Source organism: Halobacteriovorax sp. GFR8 (assembly GCF_050955245.1).
GTDB lineage: Bacteria > Bdellovibrionota > Bacteriovoracia > Bacteriovoracales > Bacteriovoracaceae > Halobacteriovorax_A.
The window spans coordinates 1,761,324-1,785,439 of sequence record NZ_JBPBLR010000002.1 but is presented as its reverse complement, the minus strand read 5'-3'; the positions used below and the strand labels follow the sequence as shown (position 1 = coordinate 1,785,439).

28 protein-coding genes are annotated in these 24,116 nt (G+C 37.8%); 7 read left to right on the top strand and 21 right to left on the bottom strand.

The window, feature by feature from the left end; translation table 11 throughout:
* Nucleotides 1-8: 8 nt before the first annotated feature.
* The 6 genes from ACRXC1_RS09005 to ACRXC1_RS08980 form a co-directional block, all read right to left on the bottom strand.
* Nucleotides 9-1,034, bottom strand: coding sequence for a peptidogalycan biosysnthesis protein (locus tag ACRXC1_RS09005; RefSeq protein ID WP_433658176.1), 1,026 nt, complete (start codon nucleotides 1,032-1,034; stop codon nucleotides 9-11).
* Nucleotide 1,035: 1 nt separating this feature from the next.
* The gene (locus ACRXC1_RS09000) at nucleotides 1,036-1,680 is read right to left on the bottom strand and encodes a DsbA family protein (RefSeq protein ID WP_433658174.1); all 645 of its coding nucleotides are present in this window, start codon (nucleotides 1,678-1,680) and stop codon (nucleotides 1,036-1,038) included.
* Nucleotides 1,664-2,104, bottom strand: coding sequence for a disulfide oxidoreductase (locus ACRXC1_RS08995; protein ID WP_392911929.1), 441 nt, complete (start codon nucleotides 2,102-2,104; stop codon nucleotides 1,664-1,666). Before ACRXC1_RS08995 ends, ACRXC1_RS09000 begins: the two co-directional genes overlap by 17 nt.
* A gap of 95 nt (nucleotides 2,105-2,199) precedes the next feature.
* The gene (locus ACRXC1_RS08990; RefSeq protein ID WP_392911927.1) at nucleotides 2,200-3,186 is read right to left on the bottom strand and encodes a ParB/RepB/Spo0J family partition protein; all 987 of its coding nucleotides are present in this window, start codon (nucleotides 3,184-3,186) and stop codon (nucleotides 2,200-2,202) included.
* Nucleotides 3,187-3,277: 91 nt separating this feature from the next.
* Complete coding sequence (locus ACRXC1_RS08985) at nucleotides 3,278-4,051, bottom strand: SDR family NAD(P)-dependent oxidoreductase (protein WP_433658171.1); 774 nt, start codon at nucleotides 4,049-4,051, stop codon at nucleotides 3,278-3,280.
* On the bottom strand, nucleotides 4,029-5,300 hold the full coding sequence (locus ACRXC1_RS08980) for a methyltransferase (protein WP_392911924.1): 1,272 nt from the start codon (nucleotides 5,298-5,300) through the stop codon (nucleotides 4,029-4,031). The genes ACRXC1_RS08985 and ACRXC1_RS08980 overlap by 23 nt, the downstream gene beginning before the upstream one ends.
* A gap of 48 nt (nucleotides 5,301-5,348) precedes the next feature.
* On the opposite strand from ACRXC1_RS08980, the gene murD reads away from it, so the two are divergent.
* Nucleotides 5,349-6,656 carry a UDP-N-acetylmuramoyl-L-alanine--D-glutamate ligase gene (gene murD, locus ACRXC1_RS08975; RefSeq protein ID WP_433658169.1) on the top strand — a complete coding sequence of 436 codons (1,308 nt, stop codon included), beginning with the start codon at nucleotides 5,349-5,351 and terminating at the stop codon, nucleotides 6,654-6,656.
* On the opposite strand, the gene ACRXC1_RS08970 is transcribed toward murD, so the two are convergent.
* Genes ACRXC1_RS08970 through ACRXC1_RS08960 form a run of 3 tightly spaced genes read right to left on the bottom strand, consistent with a single transcriptional unit; the run spans nucleotide 6,649 to nucleotide 8,265 of the window.
* A complete protein-coding gene (locus ACRXC1_RS08970) occupies nucleotides 6,649-6,771 on the bottom strand; it encodes a hypothetical protein (RefSeq protein ID WP_021267166.1) in 123 nt (40 codons plus the stop codon). The genes murD and ACRXC1_RS08970 overlap by 8 nt on opposite strands.
* A 52-nt stretch (nucleotides 6,772-6,823) precedes the next feature.
* Nucleotides 6,824-7,663: a matrixin family metalloprotease gene (locus ACRXC1_RS08965; RefSeq protein ID WP_433658166.1), complete on the bottom strand. Its 840-nt coding sequence runs from the start codon at nucleotides 7,661-7,663 to the stop codon at nucleotides 6,824-6,826.
* Entirely contained in the window at nucleotides 7,663-8,265 is a 603-nt protein-coding gene (locus ACRXC1_RS08960) for a hypothetical protein (protein WP_433658164.1), read from the bottom strand. Before ACRXC1_RS08960 ends, ACRXC1_RS08965 begins: the two co-directional genes overlap by 1 nt.
* Nucleotides 8,266-8,370: 105 nt before the next feature.
* Between ACRXC1_RS08960 and ACRXC1_RS08955 the strand changes: the two genes are divergently transcribed.
* The gene (locus tag ACRXC1_RS08955) at nucleotides 8,371-9,495 is read left to right on the top strand and encodes an aminotransferase class V-fold PLP-dependent enzyme (protein WP_433658162.1); all 1,125 of its coding nucleotides are present in this window, start codon (nucleotides 8,371-8,373) and stop codon (nucleotides 9,493-9,495) included.
* 26 nt (nucleotides 9,496-9,521) lie between these two features.
* On the opposite strand, the gene ACRXC1_RS08950 is transcribed toward ACRXC1_RS08955, so the two are convergent.
* The 3 genes from ACRXC1_RS08950 to ACRXC1_RS08940 form a co-directional block, all read right to left on the bottom strand.
* Nucleotides 9,522-10,313, bottom strand: a complete 792-nt coding sequence (locus ACRXC1_RS08950; RefSeq protein WP_392911914.1) for a S1 family peptidase — start codon at nucleotides 10,311-10,313, stop codon at nucleotides 9,522-9,524.
* 134 nt (nucleotides 10,314-10,447) lie between these two features.
* A complete protein-coding gene (tgt, locus tag ACRXC1_RS08945; RefSeq protein ID WP_392911912.1) occupies nucleotides 10,448-11,593 on the bottom strand; it encodes a tRNA guanosine(34) transglycosylase Tgt in 1,146 nt (381 codons plus the stop codon).
* Between the two features lie 47 nt (nucleotides 11,594-11,640).
* Nucleotides 11,641-13,809: a hypothetical protein gene (locus ACRXC1_RS08940; RefSeq protein ID WP_433658159.1), complete on the bottom strand. Its 2,169-nt coding sequence runs from the start codon at nucleotides 13,807-13,809 to the stop codon at nucleotides 11,641-11,643.
* Between the two features lie 143 nt (nucleotides 13,810-13,952).
* Between ACRXC1_RS08940 and ACRXC1_RS08935 the strand changes: the two genes are divergently transcribed.
* The 3 genes from ACRXC1_RS08935 (at nucleotide 13,953) to ACRXC1_RS08925 (ending at nucleotide 17,100) form a co-directional block, all read left to right on the top strand.
* The gene (locus ACRXC1_RS08935; RefSeq protein ID WP_433658157.1) at nucleotides 13,953-15,254 is read left to right on the top strand and encodes a hypothetical protein; all 1,302 of its coding nucleotides are present in this window, start codon (nucleotides 13,953-13,955) and stop codon (nucleotides 15,252-15,254) included.
* 108 nt (nucleotides 15,255-15,362) lie between these two features.
* Nucleotides 15,363-16,670 (top strand): DEAD/DEAH box helicase, encoded by a 1,308-nt coding sequence (locus ACRXC1_RS08930; RefSeq protein ID WP_433658155.1) that lies wholly within the window; start codon nucleotides 15,363-15,365, stop codon nucleotides 16,668-16,670.
* Between the two features lie 16 nt (nucleotides 16,671-16,686).
* Complete coding sequence (locus tag ACRXC1_RS08925; RefSeq protein ID WP_433658153.1) at nucleotides 16,687-17,100, top strand: hypothetical protein; 414 nt, start codon at nucleotides 16,687-16,689, stop codon at nucleotides 17,098-17,100.
* On the opposite strand, the gene ACRXC1_RS08920 is transcribed toward ACRXC1_RS08925, so the two are convergent.
* Both ACRXC1_RS08920 and ACRXC1_RS08915 read right to left on the bottom strand, forming a co-directional pair.
* Entirely contained in the window at nucleotides 17,097-17,549 is a 453-nt protein-coding gene (locus ACRXC1_RS08920) for a hypothetical protein (protein ID WP_433658151.1), read from the bottom strand. The genes ACRXC1_RS08925 and ACRXC1_RS08920 overlap by 4 nt on opposite strands.
* A gap of 28 nt (nucleotides 17,550-17,577) precedes the next feature.
* Nucleotides 17,578-17,976 carry a hypothetical protein gene (locus ACRXC1_RS08915; protein ID WP_433658149.1) on the bottom strand — a complete coding sequence of 133 codons (399 nt, stop codon included), beginning with the start codon at nucleotides 17,974-17,976 and terminating at the stop codon, nucleotides 17,578-17,580.
* A 48-nt stretch (nucleotides 17,977-18,024) separates the two neighbouring features.
* On the opposite strand from ACRXC1_RS08915, the gene ACRXC1_RS08910 reads away from it, so the two are divergent.
* Nucleotides 18,025-18,687 (top strand): hypothetical protein, encoded by a 663-nt coding sequence (locus ACRXC1_RS08910; protein ID WP_392911900.1) that lies wholly within the window; start codon nucleotides 18,025-18,027, stop codon nucleotides 18,685-18,687.
* A gap of 38 nt (nucleotides 18,688-18,725) precedes the next feature.
* Here the strand turns inward: ACRXC1_RS08910 and ACRXC1_RS08905 are convergent, their stop codons facing one another.
* From ACRXC1_RS08905 to ACRXC1_RS08895, 3 genes are all read right to left on the bottom strand, one after another.
* On the bottom strand, nucleotides 18,726-19,157 hold the full coding sequence (locus tag ACRXC1_RS08905; RefSeq protein ID WP_021267338.1) for a TraR/DksA family transcriptional regulator: 432 nt from the start codon (nucleotides 19,155-19,157) through the stop codon (nucleotides 18,726-18,728).
* 197 nt (nucleotides 19,158-19,354) lie between these two features.
* The gene (locus ACRXC1_RS08900; protein ID WP_433658147.1) at nucleotides 19,355-19,705 is read right to left on the bottom strand and encodes a hypothetical protein; all 351 of its coding nucleotides are present in this window, start codon (nucleotides 19,703-19,705) and stop codon (nucleotides 19,355-19,357) included.
* A gap of 18 nt (nucleotides 19,706-19,723) precedes the next feature.
* A complete protein-coding gene (locus tag ACRXC1_RS08895) occupies nucleotides 19,724-20,254 on the bottom strand; it encodes a hypothetical protein (RefSeq protein WP_433658145.1) in 531 nt (176 codons plus the stop codon).
* 108 nt (nucleotides 20,255-20,362) lie between these two features.
* Between ACRXC1_RS08895 and ACRXC1_RS08890 the strand changes: the two genes are divergently transcribed.
* Nucleotides 20,363-21,067 (top strand): 4Fe-4S cluster-binding domain-containing protein, encoded by a 705-nt coding sequence (locus ACRXC1_RS08890; protein ID WP_433658143.1) that lies wholly within the window; start codon nucleotides 20,363-20,365, stop codon nucleotides 21,065-21,067.
* 4 nt (nucleotides 21,068-21,071) lie between these two features.
* On the opposite strand, the gene ACRXC1_RS08885 is transcribed toward ACRXC1_RS08890, so the two are convergent.
* The 4 genes from ACRXC1_RS08885 to ACRXC1_RS08870 all read right to left on the bottom strand — a co-directional run bounded on the left by ACRXC1_RS08885 (nucleotide 21,072) and on the right by ACRXC1_RS08870 (nucleotide 24,086).
* Nucleotides 21,072-21,461 (bottom strand): hypothetical protein, encoded by a 390-nt coding sequence (locus ACRXC1_RS08885; protein ID WP_433658141.1) that lies wholly within the window; start codon nucleotides 21,459-21,461, stop codon nucleotides 21,072-21,074.
* An 83-nt stretch (nucleotides 21,462-21,544) separates the two neighbouring features.
* Nucleotides 21,545-22,639, bottom strand: a complete 1,095-nt coding sequence (locus ACRXC1_RS08880) for a SprT-like domain-containing protein (RefSeq protein ID WP_433658139.1) — start codon at nucleotides 22,637-22,639, stop codon at nucleotides 21,545-21,547.
* Nucleotides 22,639-23,223 carry a redoxin domain-containing protein gene (locus ACRXC1_RS08875; protein ID WP_433658137.1) on the bottom strand — a complete coding sequence of 195 codons (585 nt, stop codon included), beginning with the start codon at nucleotides 23,221-23,223 and terminating at the stop codon, nucleotides 22,639-22,641. The genes ACRXC1_RS08880 and ACRXC1_RS08875 overlap by 1 nt, the downstream gene beginning before the upstream one ends.
* 101 nt (nucleotides 23,224-23,324) lie before the next feature.
* Nucleotides 23,325-24,086: a succinate dehydrogenase/fumarate reductase iron-sulfur subunit gene (locus ACRXC1_RS08870; protein WP_040314528.1), complete on the bottom strand. Its 762-nt coding sequence runs from the start codon at nucleotides 24,084-24,086 to the stop codon at nucleotides 23,325-23,327.
* Nucleotides 24,087-24,116 lie beyond the last annotated feature (30 nt).

Genomic DNA, 24,116 nt, shown 5'->3' with positions numbered 1-24,116 from the left:
ACTAAGGGCTACTTTTTAAAAGGAAGTAGCCCTTTTAAATCCTCATGATATTTCTTTACACTTATATTCTGGTTTTTGACATGATTTGCAATAGCATCATGAAGTTGTTGATTCTTTAAATGGTGCCAAGACTCAATTTCAATTGGCCTAAAGCCACGGTAAAGCTTTTGTTCTCCTTGGGCACCGGCCTCAAAAATCTCTAGCTTATTCTCAATACAATACTCCATCGCCATATAGTAACACATTTCAAAATGAAGAAACTCGTACTTGTCTTGATGAAATGGGTGAACTCCCCAGTAGCGTCCATATAGTTTAGTTGTTGATTCAAAAAATAAGGCCATGGCAATAATTGAATCTTCTTTATAGGCAAGGTGAAAAAAACAATTCTCTAGGCCGTTTAATCCAAGAAAGAAGTCGAGTGTAAGGTAGGCATAAGCTGACTTCTTATCTATAGTTGTTAAATATAGGCCGTAGATCTGTTTAAGCTCATCTGTTTTTAGTTCACTTGCACATATTTTTTTGATTTCAATATCATATGAGTGGCAGGCCTTTCGCTCTTTCTTTATGCTTTTTCTCTTGTTCTTTTTAAGCTTTGAAAGATAGTCTTCAAATGAATCGTATTCATTGATGAAATGATACTGTGTTGTGATTTGTTTAAAAAATCCTAAGTCTTGCAGACATTTATAGCTATAGTCAGTAAAGTAATAGTGCTCACTTGATAGCTCTAAATCCTGATACATCTCAAAAGACTTTGTAAGAAGTGTACTATCAAATTCTTGAGTGAATTTACTATTATTTACTGGAGTGAAAGGAATGGCGTGAATAAGCTTAGGGTAATACTCTATGCCCATTCGGTGATAGAGGTCGGCCCAGGCCCAGTCAAATATATACTCACCGTAGCTGTGAGATTTGATATATGAAATGAGTTGATTGTTAGTGGCCGTAAGGTGAGTCGGCTCCCAACCTCTTTCTGGGGATGCACTCCCACTATCTTCAATTAATTTTAGAAAGTGGGAGTTAGCAAAGGTATGCATTCTATTTATTTAGTTCTTCGCGAATCTGTAGTTCTAGCTGTTGATAGCTAAAACGCTCTAATGGTTTTCCATTGATAAAGAATGTAGGTGTTCCACGAACTCCAAGTGTCTTTCCATCTTCTGTGTCTTGCTTAATCCACTCCATAAATTTTGGATCGTGCATATCTTTTTTGATTTGATCAATATCTAGATCTAGTGTTGTTAAGTAATTCCAGATTAGGTCTGGACGTGGGTTGTGGTGATTACCCCATGCTGGTTGACTCTTAAAGAGTAAGTCAAGAGTTTGCCAGTACTGTCCTTGCTTTCTTGCCGCTTCAAGAATTGAAATTGCATAGGCCGAGTTTTTGTGAAAAGCAGCATAGCGAACAACTAGCTTAACTTTTCCTTCATATTTATTCATGATCTCTTTTACATATGGAGAAAATGCGCGACATGATTCACATTCTGGATCTAAGAATTCAACGAGAACGACTTTTGCATTGTCCGGGCCCATTGATGGAGAGTAATCACGGACAAATAATTTGTGATTCTCATTGGCCATAAATCCTAGTTTGGCCGCTTGTTGCTTTTTATAAAATGTTGCACTAATTGCAAAGACTGCAATAACAGTAATAATTGCAGCTATAATTTTATGACTTTTTTGCATTTAAGAAATCCTTGTTGCTATAAACTTCTAATAAGAATAATGAAAATAAAATAGTAAAGGCGAAGAATGCCAACATTGGAATCGAGATAAACCCAAACCAGTTAATCCATTTTTCTGAACATGGGACACCACTTACACAAGGACTCGCACTTTCCGGAATGACCTTTAGTTGAACGAGGTTGTGATAAATTGAAATGGCCCAGCCTGAAATAATAAAAGGTGCGGCGTAGAGAATACTGCGTTTATCATCTTGATAAAAGCCAATCAGTAAAATCGCTGCAAGTGGATACATTGTTATCCTCTGCCACCAACATAGAGTACACGGAACAAATTCCATGATGACACTAAAGAATAGGGAGCCTGCTGCTGCAAGTATGGCAACGATCCACATAATAAATAGGGTGTTATCTTTGACTAGTTTCATGACGAATATCATAACGAAACTTTAAACAGATGACCAAGTAATTCGTCATCTGCTTAAAGCGTTATATTGTCAATTTTTTGTAAAGTAGGCTGGGATTAAAGAGAATACTCTGGATTGAAATCCTGCTGGCCTTCATCTAAAACAACAGTAGGCTCAGAAATAACTTCTTCTGATGTATCTTCTGATGATGTATGATTAGAAGTCGTGCCCATATTAAAGAAGCGCTCAAGATTTTCTTGCATCTTTCTAAGCTCTTTCATTATTGAAGCAGATTCCTTACCTTCGTAAGTAAGTTCTTCTAAAAGAATACGAGTAAGGTTCTTATTCATTCTCTTTGAAAGATTTCTAAGGTGAGCATATTCCGCTGGTAGTGGCTCCATTGTTTCAATTTCTTGTTCTGCCTCTTGAACACCACCACGTTTTGCTGCTGCAACAATTTGTTTTACTTCTTTTACTGTTTTATCTGAAATCATTGGAAGAACACTATCTTGAACTTCTTTATCTAGCTTGATGATCTCGTTGGTAACACTGGCATTAATATGACCAAGTTGACGTGCTTTTTTTACATGCTCTGAAGCAAGAGCGTCTCTTTTAATTGCACCTTTGATCACACTCTTTGAAAGACCTGTCTTTTGCGCCGTAATGGCCGCAAATGAATCTTGATCTTGCTCTTCTTTTGCCTTCTCAAGCTTTTTCTCTTCAGTTGTTGTTGCAATAACATCAACTTCAACCTTAGTTGCTGTCGGGTTTAGCTCTTCAAAGATTTCGCGTCCACGGTTAAGACACTTTTCAAACTCAAGTTTATCTAGAGCTCTTCTAACAAGGTTTTCATCAATTGAAATTAACTCTTGCTCAAGAGACTTTCGATCAACAATATGAACAGGGACATCTTCAATTCCAAGCTCTTTCAGGGCCTGATATCTTCTAGCACCTGCTAGTAATTCATTTTCTTTATTGATTGTTAGAGGATTGATTAAACCAATATTTTCGATACTGATTTTTAATGTCTCAACATCAGTATTAGTTCTTAGGTATTCACTATTTAATTTAATATCATTGATATTAACAGTTGTTGTTTGCATGGTGTCCTCTTAATTTACAATTAATTTGTGTGTTGTGTGTGAGCCCATTTTAATGGGTAATTATATATCTGACTAGAGGTGTAAGGTATTTTTAGTAACCACGCCCTGTGTTGACGCGCTCAATGATTCGAAGCGTAAGCGTGTGGGGGATTGTTGTTAAGAGAGTTTTAAAGATTTTATTAAGAAAACCAGGAACAATATAGAATTTGTTTTTACTTAGTGCGTCCATCGTTTCTTTCACCACTTGCTGTGAAGAGATTCCACTAAAGTGCTGCTTTTCGGCCTTGCCTTGGTTGATGCGAAATTGAGTATAGACAAGCCCCGGGCATACCGAGATGACCTGCTTATTTGTTCCATTGAGGTCTCGTCCTAGGGCCAGGCTAAAGGAGTGAAGCATACTCTTTGAAGCTGCGTAAACACTCTGTCTTGGAACTGGGAAGAACGCATAAAGAGAAGCAATATTGATAACTCTAAGTTCTTCACTTTGTTGTAAAAAGTGATGAGTAAGGCGCATTGGTACTTCCACATGCACCCTTTGCATACTTACTTGTTTTTCAATGTCTGTTTCTGGGTATTTTCCGGCCACTCCAAAACCTGCATTATTCACAAGGTATGTAAGTGGAGCCTTTATTTTTGAAATAACAAATTCACAAGCGTCGTCATCTGCAAGATCCTTGATAATGATTTCACAATCTACTTGATATTTATCACGGTACTCTTTTGCATTTTGATCGAGAAGTGCAAGGTTTCGGCCATGGAGGTAGAGATGGTATCCAAGAGATGCAAAGTAGTCAGCAAAGGCCTTGCCCATACCCGTTGTTGCCCCAGTGATTAAAACACTTTTATGATTTTGATTTTGATTCATGATACCAAATTCCAATATTTCGAGGAGATTCAACTTCGTTAAAGAAGGCCATGAGTTTGGCCTCTTTTCCTCTCTCCTGTAACATGATAGCACGATCATAGAGAAGGTAAAGTTCTAGGGCACGTCCAAATTGCCAACGAACAACATTTGCTAGAAATAATTTTTCTAAGACTTCTTGATGGTCTTCAAAAAATTGATCGAGTTCTTTTGGACTTAGGTTAATTGGAATATTATTTTCAGTCAGTTTTGCAATTGCATATTCACTAAATGAAAGGGCATAGAGTCTCTTGTGAGCATCACCAATAGGGATGATGTCGATTTCTTTTCCGTAAACGGTATCGATATAGAATTGAAGACAGTAGCGATAAAACTTTACTCGCTTTTTTTGGTTGAAGTCTTCAAGTTCCATACTTTGATGGCCTCGTGTTGCCAGTGTTAAGCAATTACTTTCAATTTGAAGAGGATTGTTTTCTTTTGCAAATTGAGAGAGGTTTGTATGCTCTTTTGGGTCTAGTTTATTATAGCAGCAACCAAAATTTAGAAGACCTCTTGTTTGATTTCCACTGGCCACTTGCATATGCTTTACCGCCAAAGGGCCACATGTATGAAGACCTAGCGAGAATGAGTCCTTGCTGAAAATACGAGTATTTTCTTCTCCTTCTAAATCGATGCTAAAATCATGGTTAATGAATCTGACGTCTTTAGCACCTTCAGGTGTTGGATATTTCTTTAGACGACTTCTACCAATTTCTTGAAACTCTGTATTGATATCAAGGCTTATCATCTCCATGCCAAAGTAATGAGCAAGAGTACGGGATAAGTGCCCAACGCCCCCTCCAATATCAACAGTGTGTTTGAAGTCGCCTTCCTTATCTCTAAGCTTAGTTAAGAAGTTTGCAATTGCCAGGATCTCATCCTGCTTCTTTCCCTTAACTTTAAAGAATGCCCAACTTGGAAGTTCATCGACTCCACGAATTAGTGATTCCTCAACCGTCTCATAAACTTCATTTTCTTTTAGTGAGTTTAGGAGGGACTTAAGAGGACCTTCTTCTAGTTTTGAATAGTCTCGCAAGCAGTCAAGCTCATAGAGCTCTTCATGACTAAGTTTTCTTAAGGGAGCGATGAGTTCTTCTGGAATGATTTCATCAATTTCACCAGCACGCCAAGCCTGGAGAACTTCTTTTTGCCATAGCTGACTATATGGCCTTAAAATAGAGGCAAGGTTTAAAAATAATTGCTGGTAATTCATGCACAGCAATGTAGCACTTTTATCCATAATTTGGAAGGTAATAGTCATATGATCATCAATGAATCGCTAAATAAGTATAATAAAATCGCTGTTGTTGGCCTTGGTCTTTCTGGTCTTTCAGCTCTGCGCTTACTGACTTTCCTAGGTAAGGATATTTATTTAGTTAATCAAGGGCCCATTGAGACGTGGCCTGCCATTGAGGATTCTTCTTGTATCAAGGCCAAGGTTTCTCAGGAGGAGGCCACAGAGCTTCTAGGGGAAATGGATCTAATTATATTATCGCCAGGAATATCTAAGAAGCTTCCACTATTTTCCAAAGCGACTTGTCCGATTTGGTGTGAGATTGAGTTGGCCTATAAATTTGCAGATGCTCCAATTCTAGGAGTAACTGGAACGAATGGAAAGACAACTGTTGTCTCTTTCTTGGAGGAATGTGGTAAGCAAGATCCGACAGGGAGTTACTTTGTCGGTGGTAATATTGGAACGCCATTTTGCGATTATATTTATGAGCGCATGAGTGGAGAGCGTGAACCTGCTCAAGGGATCATCTTAGAGCTCTCAAGCTTTCAGCTTAACTTGATTGATGAGTTTCAATGTGATGTTGCTGGGCTTTTAAATCTAACTTTTAGTCACGGTGAACGCTATGATGACTTAAAAACATACGGACAAGATAAGTTCGAAATTTTTAAAAATATGGCCAATGAAGGCATTGCATTTCTTCCTAATGATTTAGAAGTCAAGAATGAGTATGCAATTCGCAATGAGCATCAATTGGACCTTTCAATTGATAAGGTTAAGGAAGAACTTTGTGAAGTTATTGATATTAATAAGCTTAAAATTTACGGTGAACATAATCTTGTGAATACATACTTTGTGTATCTCATGTGGGATGCATTTACTGGTAATATTATGGCCTTCCAAAAGGCCTGTGAGACCTTTAATGGAGTAGAGTACCGCTTGCAAATGATTAAGCAAGATAAAGGGCACTACTTCTTTAATGATGCAAAATCGACAAATTGGGAAGCAACTCTAACGGCATTAAATGGAGTTAAAGATCTTGGCAATGTGGAGCTCATTATTGGTGGTCAACTTCGTGGTCACGGGGATAATCAGTTAGAAAAGCTCTTGCCATTTAAAGATCAGATTAAAAAGATTCTCTTTTTTGGAGAGTCTGGAAAAGTATTAAGCGAATTGAATTTTGAAATTGAATCTGAATATTTTGAAAATTTAGATGAGATATTTAAAGCAGGATTTAGTGCAGATGTTATTTTATTTTCACCGGCATTTCCTTCTTTTGATCAGTACGCAAATTACGTCAAAAGAGGTGAGCATTTTACAAAATTAGCTCTTACTTAAGAACTGAAATTGTAACCTTCTGTGATTTGGAGTCTCTCATATTATCTGCAACAGTAATCTTGAATAAGAATATAATGAGAATTCCAATAATAAATTTACCTGACTTTGATTCCATAATGTGATTATCGGTACTTAGTGACAATACTTTAGTAAAATATTGTCTTTTGTTAATAAATTTTTGCTTGTGCAAATTTCTTAGATGTAACTAAGACCAATAATAGCATGCCCAGACCTGCGATCAAGGCGGCGGAATCCTTTGCTGACGGGCGTTCAGAATATTGCGTACTTATCTTTTTCTCAATTTCCTCATTAATATGACCACCGAGATTGGCACTGTCCTTAACCGGTGCAATTGAGCCACACATTGGGATTTGCTCTTTTGGGTATAGGTATGTGGCCCCGTCCCAATCATCTTGCCCAATTGTTTCTCGGCCAGTGAGGTTTCTAAAGTACATTAGAGAACTTTCTTTTGAAGAGTGCCCAAGGCCAAAAGCGTGGCCGATTTCATGTGCAAAAAGAGCAATCTTTTGTGCTCTTGTTTGGTCGTTGTAGCGAGTACCTGCGATATCATTGAGTCCAATAACAGAGCCCTGGATTTCAGTACCACTTAGATTATTTGGAAGAGTAACAGCTAAAATTCCAGTTGAAGTAAAAACTGTATTATTGCTATTACAGACTATTAGAATTTGCGTATTCGTACTTGGAACCTGACTGACGCATCCTGCTTCTCCAGCGGCACAGATTTGTTCAGTAGTATAATCTGCATCAACCGTTAAAATATTACCGCCCTTAAGATGAAGGCTACTTGTTGCAATTTTGTTCCAGTACTCGCTCGCCGCAATCTCCACCATATCCATGATTTCATCTGCGGAGTCTGTAATATTAGCACAGGCGTTGTCAGCAACATCAACACGAATTTCTGGATTTGAAAAACGAATTGGGATATTCGCATTGATCGTAAAAGCAAATGAATATGTTGATAGAAGTAGGCATAGAATAAGCTTCATTATTTATTCCCAAATGTATAGTTTATCGATAAGGCGTAGCTAAATGCTCGCTCGTCACCATCTTCAATATTGAAGGCACTTAATTGTCCATTTAAAAAGTATGTCTTATTAAAGAGGTAGTCAGCGCCAAGGATGACAATATTATTCACTGCTGTTTGATAATCTTCTGGAGTATAGAATTGTTGCGTTGACATTCCATTTCCTAGGGTTTGAATCTCTCCATCCATGGCCGTGTAAGTAAAGAAAACTCCAAGGCCCGCGTGCATTCTAAAGTTTTGATTAAATGTATGTTCAATGAGGGCATGAATCCAAAAATTCGTTACAGTAACAGCACTATCTTCACTTGATTTAGGGATTGTTAGGCCAGCTTCAAGATTAAGTGCTTTTTGCCATGGAATATCTGTACGATAATTTGCTCTGATAAAGGGGTTGAAAGTGAAGTAGTTTCTACCTCCATCAATATCGGTTTGAATCTTACCGACATACTTCGTCAAGTTCCCAACTCCAAGTGAGAATTCGCCAGGAATATTAAGGTCCTTAGCAACAATGGAGAATGGAAGTATGCATATAATGCATAGAAGTAGGGAACGAGCTATTTTCATGTCATAATTGTTAAGAAGTTTTCAAGGTTTGACAACTTCTTATTTGTTTTCAAATACTAGCATTTTCATTAAAATACCCCTAACAACTTAAAAAGGATTTTAAATATGTTCGAGAATTATAAGGTACCTAGTGAATTAATTCCAAGCGATCCACGATTTGGTGTAGGGCCATCTTTAATACCTACTGAATTTTCAGCACGCCTTGCTGAAACAAAAGCAAATCTTTTGGGAACATCACATCGCAAGCCTGCTGTAAAAAATCTTGTTAAAGAAATTCAAGAAGGATTAGCAGAATTCTATAACTTACCAGAGGGTTATGAAGTTGTTATGGGTAACGGTGGTGCGACTTTTCTTTTTGATATGATTGGACTTGGTCTTGTTCGTAAAAAAAGTGTTCATTATACATGTGGAGAGTTTTCAAATAAATGGTTTAAGTCACACAATGGAATCCCATGGATTGAAGCTCAAGAAGTTGCAAGTGAGTACGGGCAAGGTTGTGAACCACAAGGATCAGATGTACATACTGATGCAGATATGATTTGTTTCACTCTTAATGAAACATCAACGGGTGTTCAGACAACAACTATTCCAAATGTAAATGACGACACTCTTGTTGCCGTTGATGCAACAAGTGGTGCGGGACAGATCCCATTAGATATTTCAAAAATTGACTGTTATTTCTTTTCTCCGCAGAAAGTATTTGCTTCTGAGGGAGGGCTATTTGTTGCCATCATGTCCCCGAAAGCACTTAAGAGAGCATCGGAGATTAATGGAACTGATCGCTATATTCCAGGGATTATGAATTGGCAGACAGCTATTGATAATTCTGTAAAGAATCAAACTTATAATACACCAAGTATCTCAACTCTTTTCTTCCTTAATGAGCAAGTAAAACTTATGAACTCACAAGGTGGGCAGAAGAATGCAGTTGATCTTGCACGCAAGAAAGCTGATATGATCTATGGTTGGGCACAGGAAGAAAGCTTTCTAGAAGCTTATGTTACGGATGAGAAGTATCGTTCAACTTCTGTTGCGACAATCAATGTCGATGATAAGTATGAAGCGGCAGCGCTTATTAAAGTACTTGAAGCACAAGGTGTTGTTAACGGAATCGATTCTTATAGAAAGCTTGGTAAGAACCAATTTAGAATCTCTCTTTTTCACAATGTGAAATTTGAAGACCTACAAAAGCTTACAAAAATTATTTCAAGCGCAATTAATCAAGCATAAGAAAAGGAGCACGAGGTGCTCCTTTTTTATTTCATTTGAATAGTTTTTAAATCAATGGACATTGAAGAGTTTGTATAGAATTCCATAAAGTCTGTACCAAGATTATCCCAAACTTCACTTGAGGATAGGGGATTATTCTTTGTTTGGTCAGCGACGCCAAAAAATAATCCGATGATATCACCTGTGTCACTGTTCATAATTGCACTACCTGAATCTCCTGATTGAGCATCACAGGCCGTAAAGAAGACATCTCGTACCTTGTCTTTGTTGAAAATTAAATCGATATTTCCCGTTAAGTAGACACAATCCTTATCTTGAATAATACTTGCATCATATCTTCTAAGGTTGGCCTTCCCGGCACCAAAACCAACTGATACCAAACGATCTCCTGCTTTAGGTGTGGGGTAGTTTAACTTAATATCACTTATACTTTCTAGAAATGAGATGCGGTTGGTTTTCTTTACTGTAAAGTATGTATAGTCGGAGCCAGACTTTATGCTACCAGAGTCGAGAGTTCTTTCACATTTTCCACGAAACTTCTTAAACTCTTCGTTGATGATGAGGATTTTGGAGTCGTGACATTCTCTCTGGCCTGAAATGACATGATAGTTAGTTAAGAATGTATAAGATGTTTCGTCTTGCTTATAGAGAAAAGCAGTCCCAACTTTCTTTTGCCTTTCATTGACAACTTTCACTGTTCTTAGAATTAATTCTTGAATCGTAGCTTTTTGAGAAAGAAAAACTTCTTGTGTTAGCTTCTGCCTATTCCACTCATCACCACCAATATAGCGTTTGGCCATGGTCAGGTTTGTCGTCATCAAAAATATAAGTAGTAAAACTAAGTAGAACTTCCTCATACGAGGTTTTAGCTTAGAATGTAATATGGGTCTATATATCTGAAAAGTTTATAAGAAAAAGGGACACTAGAGTGTCCCTTATATTGAGTACTTAATTAGTTTTTAGCACCGTCATCTTTATTGTAGCTCTTTAGGAAGTCAGCTTTCCACTCATTGTAGCGATCATTTAAGATTGCCTCACGAGCTTCTTCGGCCATATTCTTATAGAACTCGATATTATGCATAGTTGCTAGAACTTGTCCAAGGATCTCATTTGAGTCAAATAAGTGCTTCACATAAGCACGAGTGAAGTTCTCACAACAGTAACACTTACAATTTGGCTCAATTGGAAAGAAGTCACGACGATAGTTCTTGTGACGAATTCTGATTTTTCCACGTTTTGTAAATAGAGTCCCACCGCGAGCAAATTTCGTAGGAATGATACAGTCACTCATATCGATTCCATGCTCCCAGATCATGCAAAGGTCTTCTGGATTACCAACACCCATTACGTAGCGTGGTTTATCCTTTGGCATCTTAGGCCCTGTGTACTTAACGATTTTTTCCATTAGCTCAGGTCCTTCACCAACAGATACACCACCAATGGCATAACCTGGAAGGTCACGCTTAACAAGCTCGTCAAGACACTCGTCTCTATAGTCATCGTAAGTTGAACCTTGGATAATTCCAAATAGCGCTTGCTTTGGGTTGGTCCAAGCGTCGATACAACGATCTAGCCAACGGTGAGTACGATCAATAGAGTTCTTTGTATACTCACGTGTTGCAGGATATGGAATACACTCATCAAATGCCATCATGATATCTGATCCAAGCTCTTGTTGAATTTGGATTGATGTCTCAGGTGAGAGCATAATTGCCTTACCTTTGTGATCTTTGAACTCTGCTCCTTCTTCCTTGATACTCTTTCTTTGAAGAGAGAATACCTGGAATCCACCAGAGTCTGTAAGAATTGGTCTGTCCCAATTCATAAATTTATGAAGTCCACCTGCTTTTTGAACCAGCTTTGAACCTGGTGATAAGTGAAGGTGGTATGTATTTGAAAGAATAATTTTAGTGTCCAGATCCTTTAGGAAATTTGGTGGTAGTGCTTTAATTGCACCGTGAGTACCAACTGGCATAAAAACTGGAGTTGGGATTTCTCCGTGAGGAGTTGTGATAACGCCTGCTCTTGCTCCTGAATTCTTATCTTCGTGGACAACTTTGAACTTAAAGTGTTCTTTGACTTGATCTTGAATGCGCATAGATCACCCTTTGTCGTAACTCGACTGTTGAAATATTTCTACTAACTTTAATTATTTAAAGTACTTAGCTTTAATATTTCTTTTGCCGCTTCTTGTCCAACAGTATTTGGGCTACCTTGTAAAAATTTGGCCAGATCTTTGGCAAATTTTACGAAAGAGGCGCGATTCTCACCGTTGTCCTTAAGAGAGACGAGTTGGTTGATCTCTTCAAGTTGGCTCATTAAAATTGATTTATTAGTCCCTTGATGGGCCTTCTCAACACTGTCGATATATTCAATTTTAACCTTTGGTCTTGCTAGGAAAGTGAAGCCTTCAAGCTCGCTTGATTTCATATTTCCGCCAACCTTAGCAAATTGCATAACTTGGTCTTGAGCAATATAGAGATAAACTTCATCACTACTTCCTCGATAGAATGAAGTGAATTTATTCAAGTTTCGATACTGCTTATAATCCATTTTAAATTCTGAAAATGCTTTCTTTGATTGGCCAATCGCAAGAAGGTCAACATGGACAAGATCTTTAGTCGATCGGCCTTTAATGATTTCACCGGCCCAAAATAATTTTCCAAAGTCTTCTCTTGTTAAGTAACTCGACTTTTCATCTTTATAAAATGAACTTAGGTAAGGGTAGCGATACTTAAAAAATGGGATTGAGCTAAAGCTATTTTCAAATCTTTCAAATGGCATCGAATCTGTCATTTTTACTACATATGTGTTGGCCGTGTTTTTGTTAATGATAAAATAAGCAGGTCTAGGGCCACCTACTCTAAGTACAATATGCTCTTGTGAGAACTTCTTTGAGATAAGAAGCTCTTTAATCTTTAACGGTCTCTTTCCAAGCTCTTTAGGAACATTGATTTGTGTTGGAGCTGCAGTATTGGAAAAGCCCTCTTGGATAATTGGATAACCAATTACTAGGAGAGTAAAAATAGCTAAGTTAATAAGTGAAATAAACTTGAAGCCTTTTACTCGATAAGTAATACGTCCTCGAGTGATTAGCTCTTTTAGTGAGGGAGTATCAAAAACCACAGGCATCTCAAAAAGAGGAATAAGATGTGCAATTAAGTCTAGTGGTGTTCTAAGTACGGCCTTGGCCCTTTTTGATAAGAATGAACCAGAAGTTGTTGCACCACTAATAAAGAGAGTTGGCGACACGCTAAATATTAAGTTGGAAACAAATAAGATTCCAAAAAGAACGATAAAGATTTTTGCAATATCTGGACTAAGCGAAAACTCAACATATTTTGCTAGTTCTGTATTGGCCAAATCGGCCAGCTTAACACTTAACGACTCGATGGCCTCAACTTCCACTTGTGTTGAAATAATCGTGGTTGCAAAGACTAGTGATAAGGCACTCACAAAGCGAGTAAAAGGCCCTACTAATTTATTTTCATTTTGTTTTGCTTTCTTTTTCTTCTGTTGTGCTTTTCTTATTTTTGCACCTTCATAGTCGCGGGCAGTTCCTAGCTTAAGACCTGAGGCTTTTTCTTTTGATTTAGTTGACTTTTTCTTTGTTTTTTTCTTCTTCTTGTTTTCACCTAGAGGGCGACTGATATGCTCGCTTTGTTTCGCTACCTTCTTTTCTTGTTCAGCTTCCGCATTTTGCAGGCGAGCGACATTTAGAACTTGAGTGATACTAAGAGAGTCTGTATCTTCATCTACTTTTTGTTGTGTTGGTTGATCTTCATTAGTCTCGATAATAAATGAAATATCTTCTTCGTCACTGTCGGAGTCATCATCAGATTCATCTCTTGTAAGCATATCACTACTTGTCATTTCAAATGAAGGAGAGTTGCCTTGAGTGGCGATCTTGATATCTTCAAGTGACTCTTGGTCTTCTTGGTGATGGAAATTTTGTACTTCATCAAGGCCAAGATCGTCTTCATCTTTTTCAGATGTAATTTCAAACTCGTCAGGTGTCTGTTGGGCATGAGAGAGAGTTTTTAATTTGAATTCACTTTTTTTATAGCTAAGTCTCTCTCCAACTTCCATGAAGTAAGTCGAGCCTTCTTGAAGAGGCGTTTCTTGTAATTTCGCATCCTGAATTTTTTGAATTAACTTTAGGACTAAGCAGTCGTCATCAACATGAACCTTGATGCTTCCACCATTTTCAGAAATAATTAATTCATTATTTTCTTCTTTAAAAAAGAACTCTTTAACTGAGATAATAATTTCTTGATTTTCATTAGAATTGCTGTGGATAAAACCAACCTGCATAGTCAACCTTTGTTAAATTCAAATTAAATTCCTTTTTATTTTAAAGGGATTATATAAATTTTCCTACTAATTTTTAGAATTCATTCCGTGTTAATATTGGTTAAGACAATTAAGAAGATTTAACCACGGAAGGGGACAAATAAATGAAAAAATCTTTTTTAGTAAGAGCGACTTTTGCTACGCTCTTAGCAGGACAAATGACTTTTGCGGCCGATGCTAATTATGATGTACAGGATCGTTTTCGCTTAATGGAAGACAAATTTCAAACTCAAGAATTCCTAAGAGAGCCTGGGCATGACTTTCTCGTTGATATGTCAGTTTATGCTAACACTGATCTTATGGAACTAGTTGGAGATGTATCAGATGCTTCTGATGCAGCTGATCCAGATCAAGCGGCAGCGGATGTACTTTCTGCTTATGCTGATACGGAACAAAACCTTAGATTAAATGTAGAGGTTGGAGTGCCTCTTCCATCATTTAACGCTTTCAAAGGACTTATTAGCCCAAGTGTTAGACTTGGTGTAAATATTGGTTCACTAATTGGAATTGGTGAAGAAAATATTGAAACTGATACACTTATTAATGCTATTCCAGTAGATGCAGAAACGAAGACTATTCTTCAAGATAAGCTTACTCAATCAGTTCTCGATGGTGTTCTTGCTGGAACGACTTCTACAGTTTCACAACTGGCCACAGCTTTAGGTTTATCTGGAGCGGAAAAAACTCAATTTGAAGCTGAACTTACTGACGCTCTTGGTGGAACAGCAATTCCATTTGCTGGATCTGGTACAATGGCACCAATTATTGATGCTTATGTAAAAGCAGACGTTACAGCAGGTCTTAACTTTGACTATAAGAATGAAAGACACTTTGGTTCTTTCTCTCTTTACGGTCTATATAGAGCAGACGTAAGACGTGTTCTTGATCAAGACGCAATTGCTGGTGAGGGCGATGTTATCGATACTGAAAACCTTGATCAGAATATGACTCTTTATGCGATGGCCGACATCACTTATGGTTTTCACTGGCTATCAAACTTTAGAACAATGTTTAAGATCCAAGATATCGCTCTTGCGACAGTGATTGAAAATGATGAGGGTTACCTTCCACTATATGAACCAGAAATTGGTTACCGTATGCATACTGATTATAGCTTTAATCTTTCAAATATGAGAGTTCGCCCATTTGTTGGTTTTCACATGAGAGATGGTTATGATTTCGCTGATGGAGTTTACGCTGGTACAGACGTCATGTTCCATGTTTGGAAGGAAAGACTAGCTGTTACTGTAAGAGGGATGGTTGACTCTGAACACCTAACTCTAACTCCAAGACTTAAGCTAGGATTCATGGATTTCATGTATTCTCTTAAGCAACCAATCACTTCAGAAGTACAAGGTGTGAAAATTTCAACAATTCACTCTGTAAACTTCAGACTTCACTTCTAATTTAAGAAACATTGTGTTAAATATCGGGGGATCAAAAGATCCCCCCATTTATTTCTGCGTAGACCAATGCTGGTCGCGAGCGGAGTTGTCTATTTAGGAGAGTACAAAATGGCAAAAAACACAAAAGAATTTGTTGAAATTATCGATATGGACCTGTTTTCAGGTTTCTTAAAAGAAAATAAGCTATCTAAGCCGACAGAAGTTCAGTCTGAAGCAATTCCTGAGTTTCTAGATGGCCACAACCTTCAGGTACAGGCCCAAACAGGTAGCGGAAAGACCCTAAGTTATCTTCTTCCTCTATTTCAAAAGCTAAAAGAAACAGAATCTGAGTTAAAGAACCAAAAAGCAGGTTCTCCTCGTGCCATCATCTTACTTCCAATCAAGGAACTTGCTATGCAGGTCTCTGATGAGTGTAAGAAGATCTCTCACCATGCAAAGATGCGTGTTCGTCTTGCTCTTGGTGGTGAAAAAGGTAAGAAAGTAAGCACGCTTAAAAAGCAAACTTTTGATATTCTTATTGGTGGACCTGGTCGTATTAAGTCGATGCTTGAAAAGAAGGAAATTCGTCTTGATGAGCTTGAGTATCTGATTATTGATGAAGCGGATCAGCTCCTTGATATGGGTTTCATGCGTGAACTTAAGGCAATTCGTCGCCACCTTACTTCTTCGTACCAAGCGTGTCTTGTGTCAGCAACAATGGCCGATGACTTTGACATGCTAAAGGCCGATTTCTTTTCAGGAATGGAGTTTAAGTCAATTAGTTTAGTTGGTTCACATGGACTTTCTCAAACAATTGAAACATTTAATATCGCCTTGGACTATACAGAGAAGAATGCCATGCTAGATGTTTTCGTTAAGAAAGAAGCAAAGGGTAGTGGAATTATCTTTGTTAACCAAAAAGAGAAGGCCGTTGAAGTATATAATTATATGAAGCAGGCCAATCTTGTGAAGAATCTCTATGTTTCTCATGGCGATATTACAGCAAAAGAGAGGAGTGCGAACTTTAAAAAGTTTAAAGCGACAGGTGGTATTCTAATCACAACAGATATGGCCGCTCGTGGAATTGATATTAAGACTCTTCAATGGGTACTTAATTATGACCTACCTTTTGAAGCTGTTTACTATATCCACCGTTCAGGCCGTGTGGGTCGTGCCGGAAGAGCTGGAAGTGTTTACAATTTTGTGACTAAAAAGGATCAGAAATTAATTGGCCAAATCAATGAGGCGATTAAGAATCAGGATACTCTTATGATAGATCCAATCTTTTTAAAGTCTATGGCAAAGAAATCAGGTGCAAAGAAGGCGACAAAGAAAGTTGCTCGAAGAGGGAAGCTTCCTCAAAAGAAGACCACGTCACGTACAAGCACTCGTACACCATCTCGTACATCAAAAAATTCTCGCGGCAGACGCCGTTAAATGATAAAATGCTAATATGTTTAAACGTATTAGCATTTTCTTTTTTCTTTCATCACTCTTTGTAATGTCATCATGTTCTGAAAAGGATATTTATACTCCTTTAGAAATGTTTGATATGGCCTATAAGTTTGACAATACAATTGAAGAAGTTCGCATTGGCCTAAAAGAAGAAGGTCGTCATTTAGACTGTAAGGACTATCCAGAAGGTTGTATTGTCGGCTCTCCAAAACGTTTTAAAGTTAGATTAGTTGAAATGATTGTCGTTCAGTATTTGACGTCACATGAAGCTTGTTTGGCCGCATATAAGCTTAATCAATACTATGCTCGTAATTGGCTATTTGATGATGTTGCTAGTGAGCCTGTTCTTGTCGATTTTGTTAAACAAGTCTATAAGGCCAAAAATCCACAAAAAAAAGAAGATTGTAATTAGTCCATTAGCCACTGATTAATTTCTTCGTGATACTCTTCTAATTTCTTATTTGTTCCAATGATATCACTACTGGTAATAAGAAAGCATTTATTGCTTTTCAAGCGTACTTGAATGGCGTGATTTGATGCTGTGGCACCTCTCGTTCTTAAGAGTTCGACTCTTTCTATTTCATCAAGTCCAAATTGAGTGATTTGTTTTCTAAGAAGGGAGCGGGCAACAAGCCTTGCTGTATTTCTGGGTTTACTCATCTCAAGATGACGATATTTTAGAAGTGATAAAACGATTGTTGGTGTAAAGAGAAAGAGTAGAAGATCTTTTTGACCAAGTTTATTATTGAAGGTCATGTAGCTGCCAAGTCCGACAACAACTAAAAGAATACACAATAGCGCTAGCTTTGATGGAAATGAATTAAGTGTTAAGTTTTGAAAATTCTTTTCAAGTTTTAACATATCGATCTCCTGTTGTGCCTTTCCTGTTTTATTTTTTAAAGAAGTACTTCTTAAATCCTGTTTGAAAAGCATCGATCTTTACTTCCCATGCATTAATGAATTCAGGATTTTCTTGTCTATACTCTTCTAATGTTTCCTTGAATAACATTACCCATCGTCCAAGTTCACCTAAGCGGATATTTAAGTATTCGTGGGCCTCAAGCAAGTGGGCCGCTGGACGTGGAAATTTTATTCCTAATAACTGTGCCTGCCAAAAGGCGTTGATAACCTCTAAATGCTCATTGAAGTCATCTATATTTGCTAGTGGGCCATTATTGGCGGTTATCTTTCTAAAGTGATAACCAATGAAAACATCATTAATGGCCTTGGTGTAAAATGCCCGAGTAACTTTCTCGATTAATCGGATCTTGTAATCGTTGCCTGTCATAAGTTAAGTCTACACTAAATTTTGTTCTTTAAATACCGATGAAAGTTTATGAAGAAAATAATTATATCTTTACTTTCATTACTCCTAGGTAAATTTATCTATGCAGGTCCGTTAATTTCAGTAAATAACGATACATGTTGGTATAAAGAAGACCAAGGTCGTACAAAAATTGCATCCTTTAATGATCAAGTAAGTCTTAATACAAATCGTGATGAAATATTAGGCCAAGTTGTTCAATACCTACATGAGCAAAAATTTGTGGCCGAAAAAATTGATATGATTCACACTTATGGACTGTGTGGCCCTAAGCTTTCAATGGCATTTCGTATCTCTTATGAAAAAGTCGACTACTGTCTTAGGGCAAGTTTTGAAAAAGATCTAGGTCTAAAGTTTTCAGGGGTTGGTCTTGCCCAAGAGAGTAAGGGGGCCTGTCAAAGTATAGCGAGTGATAAGCTAATCGTTTCTGTTGATCAGGGCAATATTGTCGATTTACAAAAGTTTTTAAGCGAGCATGGGCCAAGAGTTAAGAAAGTAGATAAGCTTTCTTCAAAAGTCTATGTTCTGTATTTTGATGTTCAAAAAGATGAGATTAAAGATATTAGAAAGAGTGTCATTGAAAGCGGAATCGCTAATTCAGCGGAGTTCTCAACGGGGCAATATCATATTGCAGATGAGTTTGAATTATTAAGTATTAGTTACTTTAGAAAGTAAGCACAAATAAAAAAGGCCTCTAAAAGAGGCCTTATTTTTTATCTTTTTCCAATTTCAGCAATTGTCTTTCCAAGAGATTTAGAACGCTTTAAATAAACATTCGATTTCTCTTCGTGCTCAGCTTCTTCTTTACATGCAATGCAAAGCTCAGCAGTATTTCTCGCCATAAGACGGTCAAAACCAATTTCAATATCACACTCATCGCAAAGTCCGTATTCACCTTTTTCGATTTTTGTCAGTGCTTTATTGATTTTCTTTACGTAGAAGTTTTCACGATTTCTGAAACGAATTTCCTGCGATGTTTGAACGTTTGCTACTGCCTCATCTAGAGGGTCAAGTAGTTCGTTCTTGTCCATGCAATACTGCTCTTTCTCACTGTTTTTGTTAAGAATTCTTTCTTTGTCAGCAAGTAGCGCATCTTTAAGTGCAGCTATTTGCTTGTCCGATAGATACGAGTTAGCTCTGTTCATTTCGACTCCCTTGTGCCGTGTTTCTTCCAGTGAAACAAGTTGTTTGTAACCTTAGTTTTGCGCTTAGGCAAAACAATTACGCACAACAAATATTGTGTTCGTGTGTTGTAGAAAGAATTTACTGGTCGGGGAGGTGTTAGTAAAAGGTATTTTTCTTACAAAGGATTACTTTGTCATGGAATATCAATAGTTTAGAGCTAATTATTTGGAAACGATGCTCCACAATGAGGACAAAACTTCCAAAATTGCTTATCAACCTCTGTTTTACAGCCTGAACAGGTGATTATTGCACTTAATTCTTCGAATGCTTCGTCATACATATTGGCAAAGAGATCACTTCTCATGGCCGCGATCGTCGTAGGGTGTGCTCTGAAAGTACCAGGCATTGTTGTGTTTGGAATGAATTTTGCGGGAGTTACACTTTTGTCTGGAAAAATTTGAACTTGAACCTCTTGTGAAGGCTGCATCTTATACATTTGCCTATTAGCAATATTGCGCTCGTTCTTTAGTAATTCAAAATTGTCGTTGGCGCTAAACTTTCTATCCATGAGACAAATTATAGCACACTATTGCCAGCGGCGTTCAAGCAGCTCAATAATTTCCACACAGGCCTTCTTGTGTTGATTAAAACGTGCAAAGAAGCCTGGTTTGGCCTCTAGGACGGCCTTTTTAAAATAGATTGACTGTGAACCTAGAGATTCAATCAAGCGTAGGGCCCATTCAAAGACTTCTGGGTCCTGATGACCGACAAGCTTTTCTAGGGCCTCGAGAAACTCAAATGGCAGCCTTTCGCCTCTTTTATGAAATTCATCGATAATCTGTTTTCTGGCCACCCCAAGGCATAGGGTTAGGACTTCTGGGTCGTGGCATAACGCCAAGCAATCCATGATTTCTGGGTAGATAATATGATCGAGAGTAATTGTATTATCGAGTAAACATAGAAGGGGAATAAGTGCCTCCCAATTTTCTTCGCGATTTAGCTCTTTAAAGCGGGCCTTAAAGACACTGAAGTCTTCTTTGGTATAGGTACAATTTGGTCTTTTGCCGGCCTGTAATTCAGCGATGACAGCACGAAATTGTTCATCTATATCAATCATATTTCTTCCTTTGGGCCATTTTTCATGTAGCAATTACTCGATTTACTTTTAAATATATGACATTTTAAGGCCTTATGCTATATAAATACCCTTTAAGAAGGTTTTTCAATGCAACAGTATCTTATTAACGACATTTACCGCGCTACAGAAGGAGAGGGAGTCTTTGTTGGCCGCTCACAGGTCTTCGTACGTTTTCAAGGTTGTGCCGTTGGTTGTATTAATTGTGACTCGATGGATACTTGGAGTTTTGAAATTGAACCGACATCAATTGAGTCGATCTTTGAAAAGGTATTAGAAGAATCTTATCAAGGAAAAATTGATTGGATCTCAATTACAGGTGGAGATCCTCTTCATCCTAAGCATGTTCCAAGTGTTGTGGCCCTTTCAAAGTTTTTAAAAGAGAAAGGTTTTAAGCTTAATATTGAAGCGGCTGGAACACGTGTTGTTGATGAAGTTTTTGAAAATCTCGACTATATTTCATTTGATCTTAAAACTCCTTCTACAGGTGTTCAAACTCGTTTAGCATTAATTGAAAAGCTTGCTCAGAACTATGATGGAAAATTTCAGCTTAAAGCTGTCATTGCTGATCGTAAGGACTTTGATTATACATTACGTGCTTATCGAAAGCTTGAGGAGAGTTTAGGGGCGATTGAGTTTCCTTGGGTACTTACTCCATGCTTTGAACCAAGTGAAGAATTTCCAATGCAAAGATTCATCGATATTCAAGAGTGGAATCAATTAGAAGGTGGACCTTTCAGAGTGATTGGGCAGCAGCATAAATGGATATATGGCGCTGATAAGAAAAGCGTCTAAATAACTAAGCAGCTCTTCGAGTTTTTGCCAAAGTTTCTCGTTGCTTGGCCTCTAGTAAATCAATACCATACTTTTTAATCGTACCTAGGTCAGTGATCGTGTATGAGTTTGAAACTGCTTTTGTACGATCTTCAGCTGAGAAGTTGTCACAGATAACGACAAGTTTAGTATCTTCAGGAAGTTTCTTAAGAGCAATCTTTATAATTCCTTGTACTTTTTCAAGTGAGTTTGTGCAGTAGACGACGTATTTCTTGTCATCTTTAGAGACGCTAAAGTGCCAAAGGTTGGATTTATTCTTAGACTCAACAACATGGTACTCATACGATTTAAAAACCATCGTACATTGAGTGATAAATCCTTTAATAATTTTTTTGGAATTTGCTATCTTCGCCATTAGATCTCCGCTTTACCAGTATCATATCGGTAATTCGCGCAAAATATTAAGAGTTTTTGTAAAGAAAGATGCCTAATTAGATTTTAGTTACTTAGAAGTTTAGTCCCTGATTTTTGCCCAATTCCTTTACCCATTTTAAATTGTTTTCCGGCCTTAGCGCCAAGATTCCATGCATTCGCATCAAAACTTGTTGCCTGACTTGTTTGTGATGATACGCGAGGGTAGACGCGATTTCTGTGGGCCTCTGCTAGGCCTTTAATGTGAATAAGCTCACGGGAGCTAATCTGTTTACTTTGGTGACCTTTTAACTCATTTAGAAACGACTTAGTAAAACTCTTATAGTAGGAGTTGCGTGCTCGAACACCTTTTAAATTTGATGACTTCTTTGCTTGCTTCCATAGGCCTTCCATTGCGTTAGCTGTATAGTCATAAATAAAGTGAGCGGCCTCAACATTTTCCTTGGCACCGATAATTTCAAGATAACCACCACCGCGGCCTGAACTAAAAACAGGAGAGACGGCATATTCTTTGAGAATGTCGTAGAGACAGTCGTGAAGAATATTTCGTCTTTTGAAAGAAGCGACACGTCTGACATATGTGTCTTCAAATTCTTTCATGTCAAAATCTGATCGCGTTAAATGATTAAGTTTTAATTTGTTAAGGTTATGCTTTTGAATGAGGTCGTTGGCCTTTTTCGCAGCAAGCTTGGCCTCAAATTCATTTTCCGACTTGGCAAGCTCAAGAAGTTTTTGAATCTTAGCGGTAATATTGTCGTTTGTTCTTACGAATGCCGTTAGGTTGACTTGAGATTTTGAAAAGTTCTCGTCCCACCCAAAGCGTTTAAATATATTTCTAAACTCCACGCCGTGGGCCTGTTCATGAATGCCACATTCAATATGGACTAAGAAATGGGCCAGCTCATGCTTTAGGACATTTTCTAAAAGCTTGTCGTCGTTAATCGTAAGAAAGCATTTATTAATACCAATTTGGTAGATCAATGGGTCGTAAAACCCCAGGATCTTATCAGAGTCATTTACCACAAATGTAAGTGGGTACATGACGCCTTTAAAATGAAGGCGTGAGCGCTTAAAAGATAGCCCAATGCTCGCAAAGATATCACTTGCCATGAGTCTGATTTTTTTTACAAATAATTGGGTGTTTTCGTTATAAATAAACATTAGTACTTAACACTACATCCATAAGGTTTCGTTCGCGCTGGGCTTACTTTTTTATTTTCTTTTAGCTGTTGTAGTGCGTTTTTAACATAGTTTTGAGCATTTTGAATATCTCTTTTGTCGGCCGAAGGAATGCTATCAATTGCACCCATATAATCGATGAGTCCCTTTTCATTGATTATAAATATTTCTGGTGTCGTCTTAGCATTGTAAAGCTTTCCAACTGTTCCGTCCGTATCAATGAGAAGATGAGTCGCATGAGATTTTTCAACTTGTAGGCGATTCTTCGCAGCTTGTGCATTTTTGATGTATCCCTGCTTACCAATATTAGATGAATTGATGGAAAGCCAGTGGTAACCACTTTGCTTTGCTCGTTTTTGTGTTTGCTGCATATTCATCGAATCATAGTGCTTTCTCACAAAGGGGCACCCTTCGTTATACCATTCAAGGATAACTTTCTTACCTCTATAAGATGACAGAGAAATTTGTTTCCCTTCTTGATTCTCAAGGGTGAAGTTTGGTGCCTTGTCTCCAGGGGACAAAGCAAGTGTAAGCGTTGTTATAAAGAGAGAAACTAATACTTTCATAAATGCTCCTTTCGATAATTCTACGCTGTGAGTTTAGAGCTTACAATAAATAAAGGCCTACATTTGTAGGCCCTTATTTTATCTGAATTTAATTAACTAAATTAAACAGTTGGTGTCGTCTTAGAAGTAACAGCTGCTTTTAGTAGCTCTCTGTTCATACGAGCAATATTTGTGATTTCAATTCCTTTCGGGCATGAAGCTTCACATTCTGCTTCGTTAGTACAGTTACCAAATCCAAGATCATCCATCTTCTTAACCATGTTTTGAACACGTTGAGAAGCTTCAGCTTGTCCTTGTGGGAGAAGTGCCATTTGAGAAACTTTTGCTGATACGAAAAGCATAGCAGAAGCGTTCTTACATGAAGCAACACAAGCTCCACAACCGATACATGCGGCCGCATCCATTGCTAGGTCAGCTTGTTCTTTTGGAACAAGGATTGCGTTAGCATCTTGTGCGTTACCAGTGTTAACTGAAACGAAACCACCAGCTGCGATGATTTCATCAAATGCACTACGATCAACCATAAGGTCTTTTTCAACAGGGAAAGCTCTTGCTCTAAATGGTTCGATTACAATCGTGTCACCATCAGAGAATTTTCTCATGTGAAGCTGACAAGTCGTTGTTTCAGCTTCTGGCCCATGTGCTTGACCATTGATCATTAGAGAACACATACCACAGATACCTTCACGACAGTCGTGGTCGAAAGCTACTGGCTCAACACCTTGTGGGATAAGTTCTTCGTTTAACTGATCTAGCATTTCAAGAAATGAAGCATCCGGAGAAACGTTTTCTAAAGTATAGTCGGCCATTTGACCTTTATCTTCACGATTCTTTTGACGCCAGATTTTTAGATGAAGTGTCATATTATTATTGCTACTCATATCATATACCTC

Excerpts from the sequence above, each read along its gene's own strand:
- ACRXC1_RS08900 (WP_433658147.1), bottom strand. The coding sequence starts at position 19,705 with ATGGATAGAAAGTTTAGCGCCAACGACAATTTTGAATTACTAAAGAAC.
- ACRXC1_RS08910 (WP_392911900.1), top strand. The coding sequence starts at position 18,025 with ATGAAGAAAATAATTATATCTTTACTTTCATTACTCCTAGGTAAATTT.
- ACRXC1_RS08935 (WP_433658157.1), top strand. The coding sequence starts at position 13,953 with ATGAAAAAATCTTTTTTAGTAAGAGCGACTTTTGCTACGCTCTTAGCA.
- ACRXC1_RS08880 (WP_433658139.1), bottom strand. The coding sequence starts at position 22,639 with ATGTTTATTTATAACGAAAACACCCAATTATTTGTAAAAAAAATCAGA.
- tgt (WP_392911912.1), bottom strand. The coding sequence starts at position 11,593 with ATGCGCATTCAAGATCAAGTCAAAGAACACTTTAAGTTCAAAGTTGTC.
- ACRXC1_RS08990 (WP_392911927.1), bottom strand. The coding sequence starts at position 3,186 with ATGCAAACAACAACTGTTAATATCAATGATATTAAATTAAATAGTGAA.
- murD (WP_433658169.1), top strand. The coding sequence starts at position 5,349 with ATGATCATCAATGAATCGCTAAATAAGTATAATAAAATCGCTGTTGTT.
- ACRXC1_RS08930 (WP_433658155.1), top strand. The coding sequence starts at position 15,363 with ATGGCAAAAAACACAAAAGAATTTGTTGAAATTATCGATATGGACCTG.
- ACRXC1_RS08940 (WP_433658159.1), bottom strand. The coding sequence starts at position 13,809 with ATGCAGGTTGGTTTTATCCACAGCAATTCTAATGAAAATCAAGAAATT.
- ACRXC1_RS08885 (WP_433658141.1), bottom strand. The coding sequence starts at position 21,461 with ATGGCGAAGATAGCAAATTCCAAAAAAATTATTAAAGGATTTATCACT.
- ACRXC1_RS08965 (WP_433658166.1), bottom strand. The coding sequence starts at position 7,663 with ATGAAGCTTATTCTATGCCTACTTCTATCAACATATTCATTTGCTTTT.
- ACRXC1_RS08985 (WP_433658171.1), bottom strand. The coding sequence starts at position 4,051 with ATGAATCAAAATCAAAATCATAAAAGTGTTTTAATCACTGGGGCAACA.
- ACRXC1_RS08925 (WP_433658153.1), top strand. The coding sequence starts at position 16,687 with ATGTTTAAACGTATTAGCATTTTCTTTTTTCTTTCATCACTCTTTGTA.
- ACRXC1_RS08980 (WP_392911924.1), bottom strand. The coding sequence starts at position 5,300 with ATGAATTACCAGCAATTATTTTTAAACCTTGCCTCTATTTTAAGGCCA.
- ACRXC1_RS09000 (WP_433658174.1), bottom strand. The coding sequence starts at position 1,680 with ATGCAAAAAAGTCATAAAATTATAGCTGCAATTATTACTGTTATTGCA.
- ACRXC1_RS08950 (WP_392911914.1), bottom strand. The coding sequence starts at position 10,313 with ATGACGACAAACCTGACCATGGCCAAACGCTATATTGGTGGTGATGAG.
- ACRXC1_RS08890 (WP_433658143.1), top strand. The coding sequence starts at position 20,363 with ATGCAACAGTATCTTATTAACGACATTTACCGCGCTACAGAAGGAGAG.
- ACRXC1_RS08915 (WP_433658149.1), bottom strand. The coding sequence starts at position 17,976 with ATGACAGGCAACGATTACAAGATCCGATTAATCGAGAAAGTTACTCGG.
- ACRXC1_RS08995 (WP_392911929.1), bottom strand. The coding sequence starts at position 2,104 with ATGAAACTAGTCAAAGATAACACCCTATTTATTATGTGGATCGTTGCC.
- ACRXC1_RS08970 (WP_021267166.1), bottom strand. The coding sequence starts at position 6,771 with ATGGAATCAAAGTCAGGTAAATTTATTATTGGAATTCTCATTATATTC.
- ACRXC1_RS08905 (WP_021267338.1), bottom strand. The coding sequence starts at position 19,157 with ATGAACAGAGCTAACTCGTATCTATCGGACAAGCAAATAGCTGCACTT.
- ACRXC1_RS08960 (WP_433658164.1), bottom strand. The coding sequence starts at position 8,265 with ATGAAAATAGCTCGTTCCCTACTTCTATGCATTATATGCATACTTCCA.
- ACRXC1_RS08955 (WP_433658162.1), top strand. The coding sequence starts at position 8,371 with ATGTTCGAGAATTATAAGGTACCTAGTGAATTAATTCCAAGCGATCCA.
- ACRXC1_RS08870 (WP_040314528.1), bottom strand. The coding sequence starts at position 24,086 with ATGACACTTCATCTAAAAATCTGGCGTCAAAAGAATCGTGAAGATAAA.
- ACRXC1_RS08920 (WP_433658151.1), bottom strand. The coding sequence starts at position 17,549 with ATGTTAAAACTTGAAAAGAATTTTCAAAACTTAACACTTAATTCATTT.
- ACRXC1_RS08895 (WP_433658145.1), bottom strand. The coding sequence starts at position 20,254 with ATGATTGATATAGATGAACAATTTCGTGCTGTCATCGCTGAATTACAG.
- ACRXC1_RS09005 (WP_433658176.1), bottom strand. The coding sequence starts at position 1,034 with ATGCATACCTTTGCTAACTCCCACTTTCTAAAATTAATTGAAGATAGT.
- ACRXC1_RS08875 (WP_433658137.1), bottom strand. The coding sequence starts at position 23,223 with ATGAAAGTATTAGTTTCTCTCTTTATAACAACGCTTACACTTGCTTTG.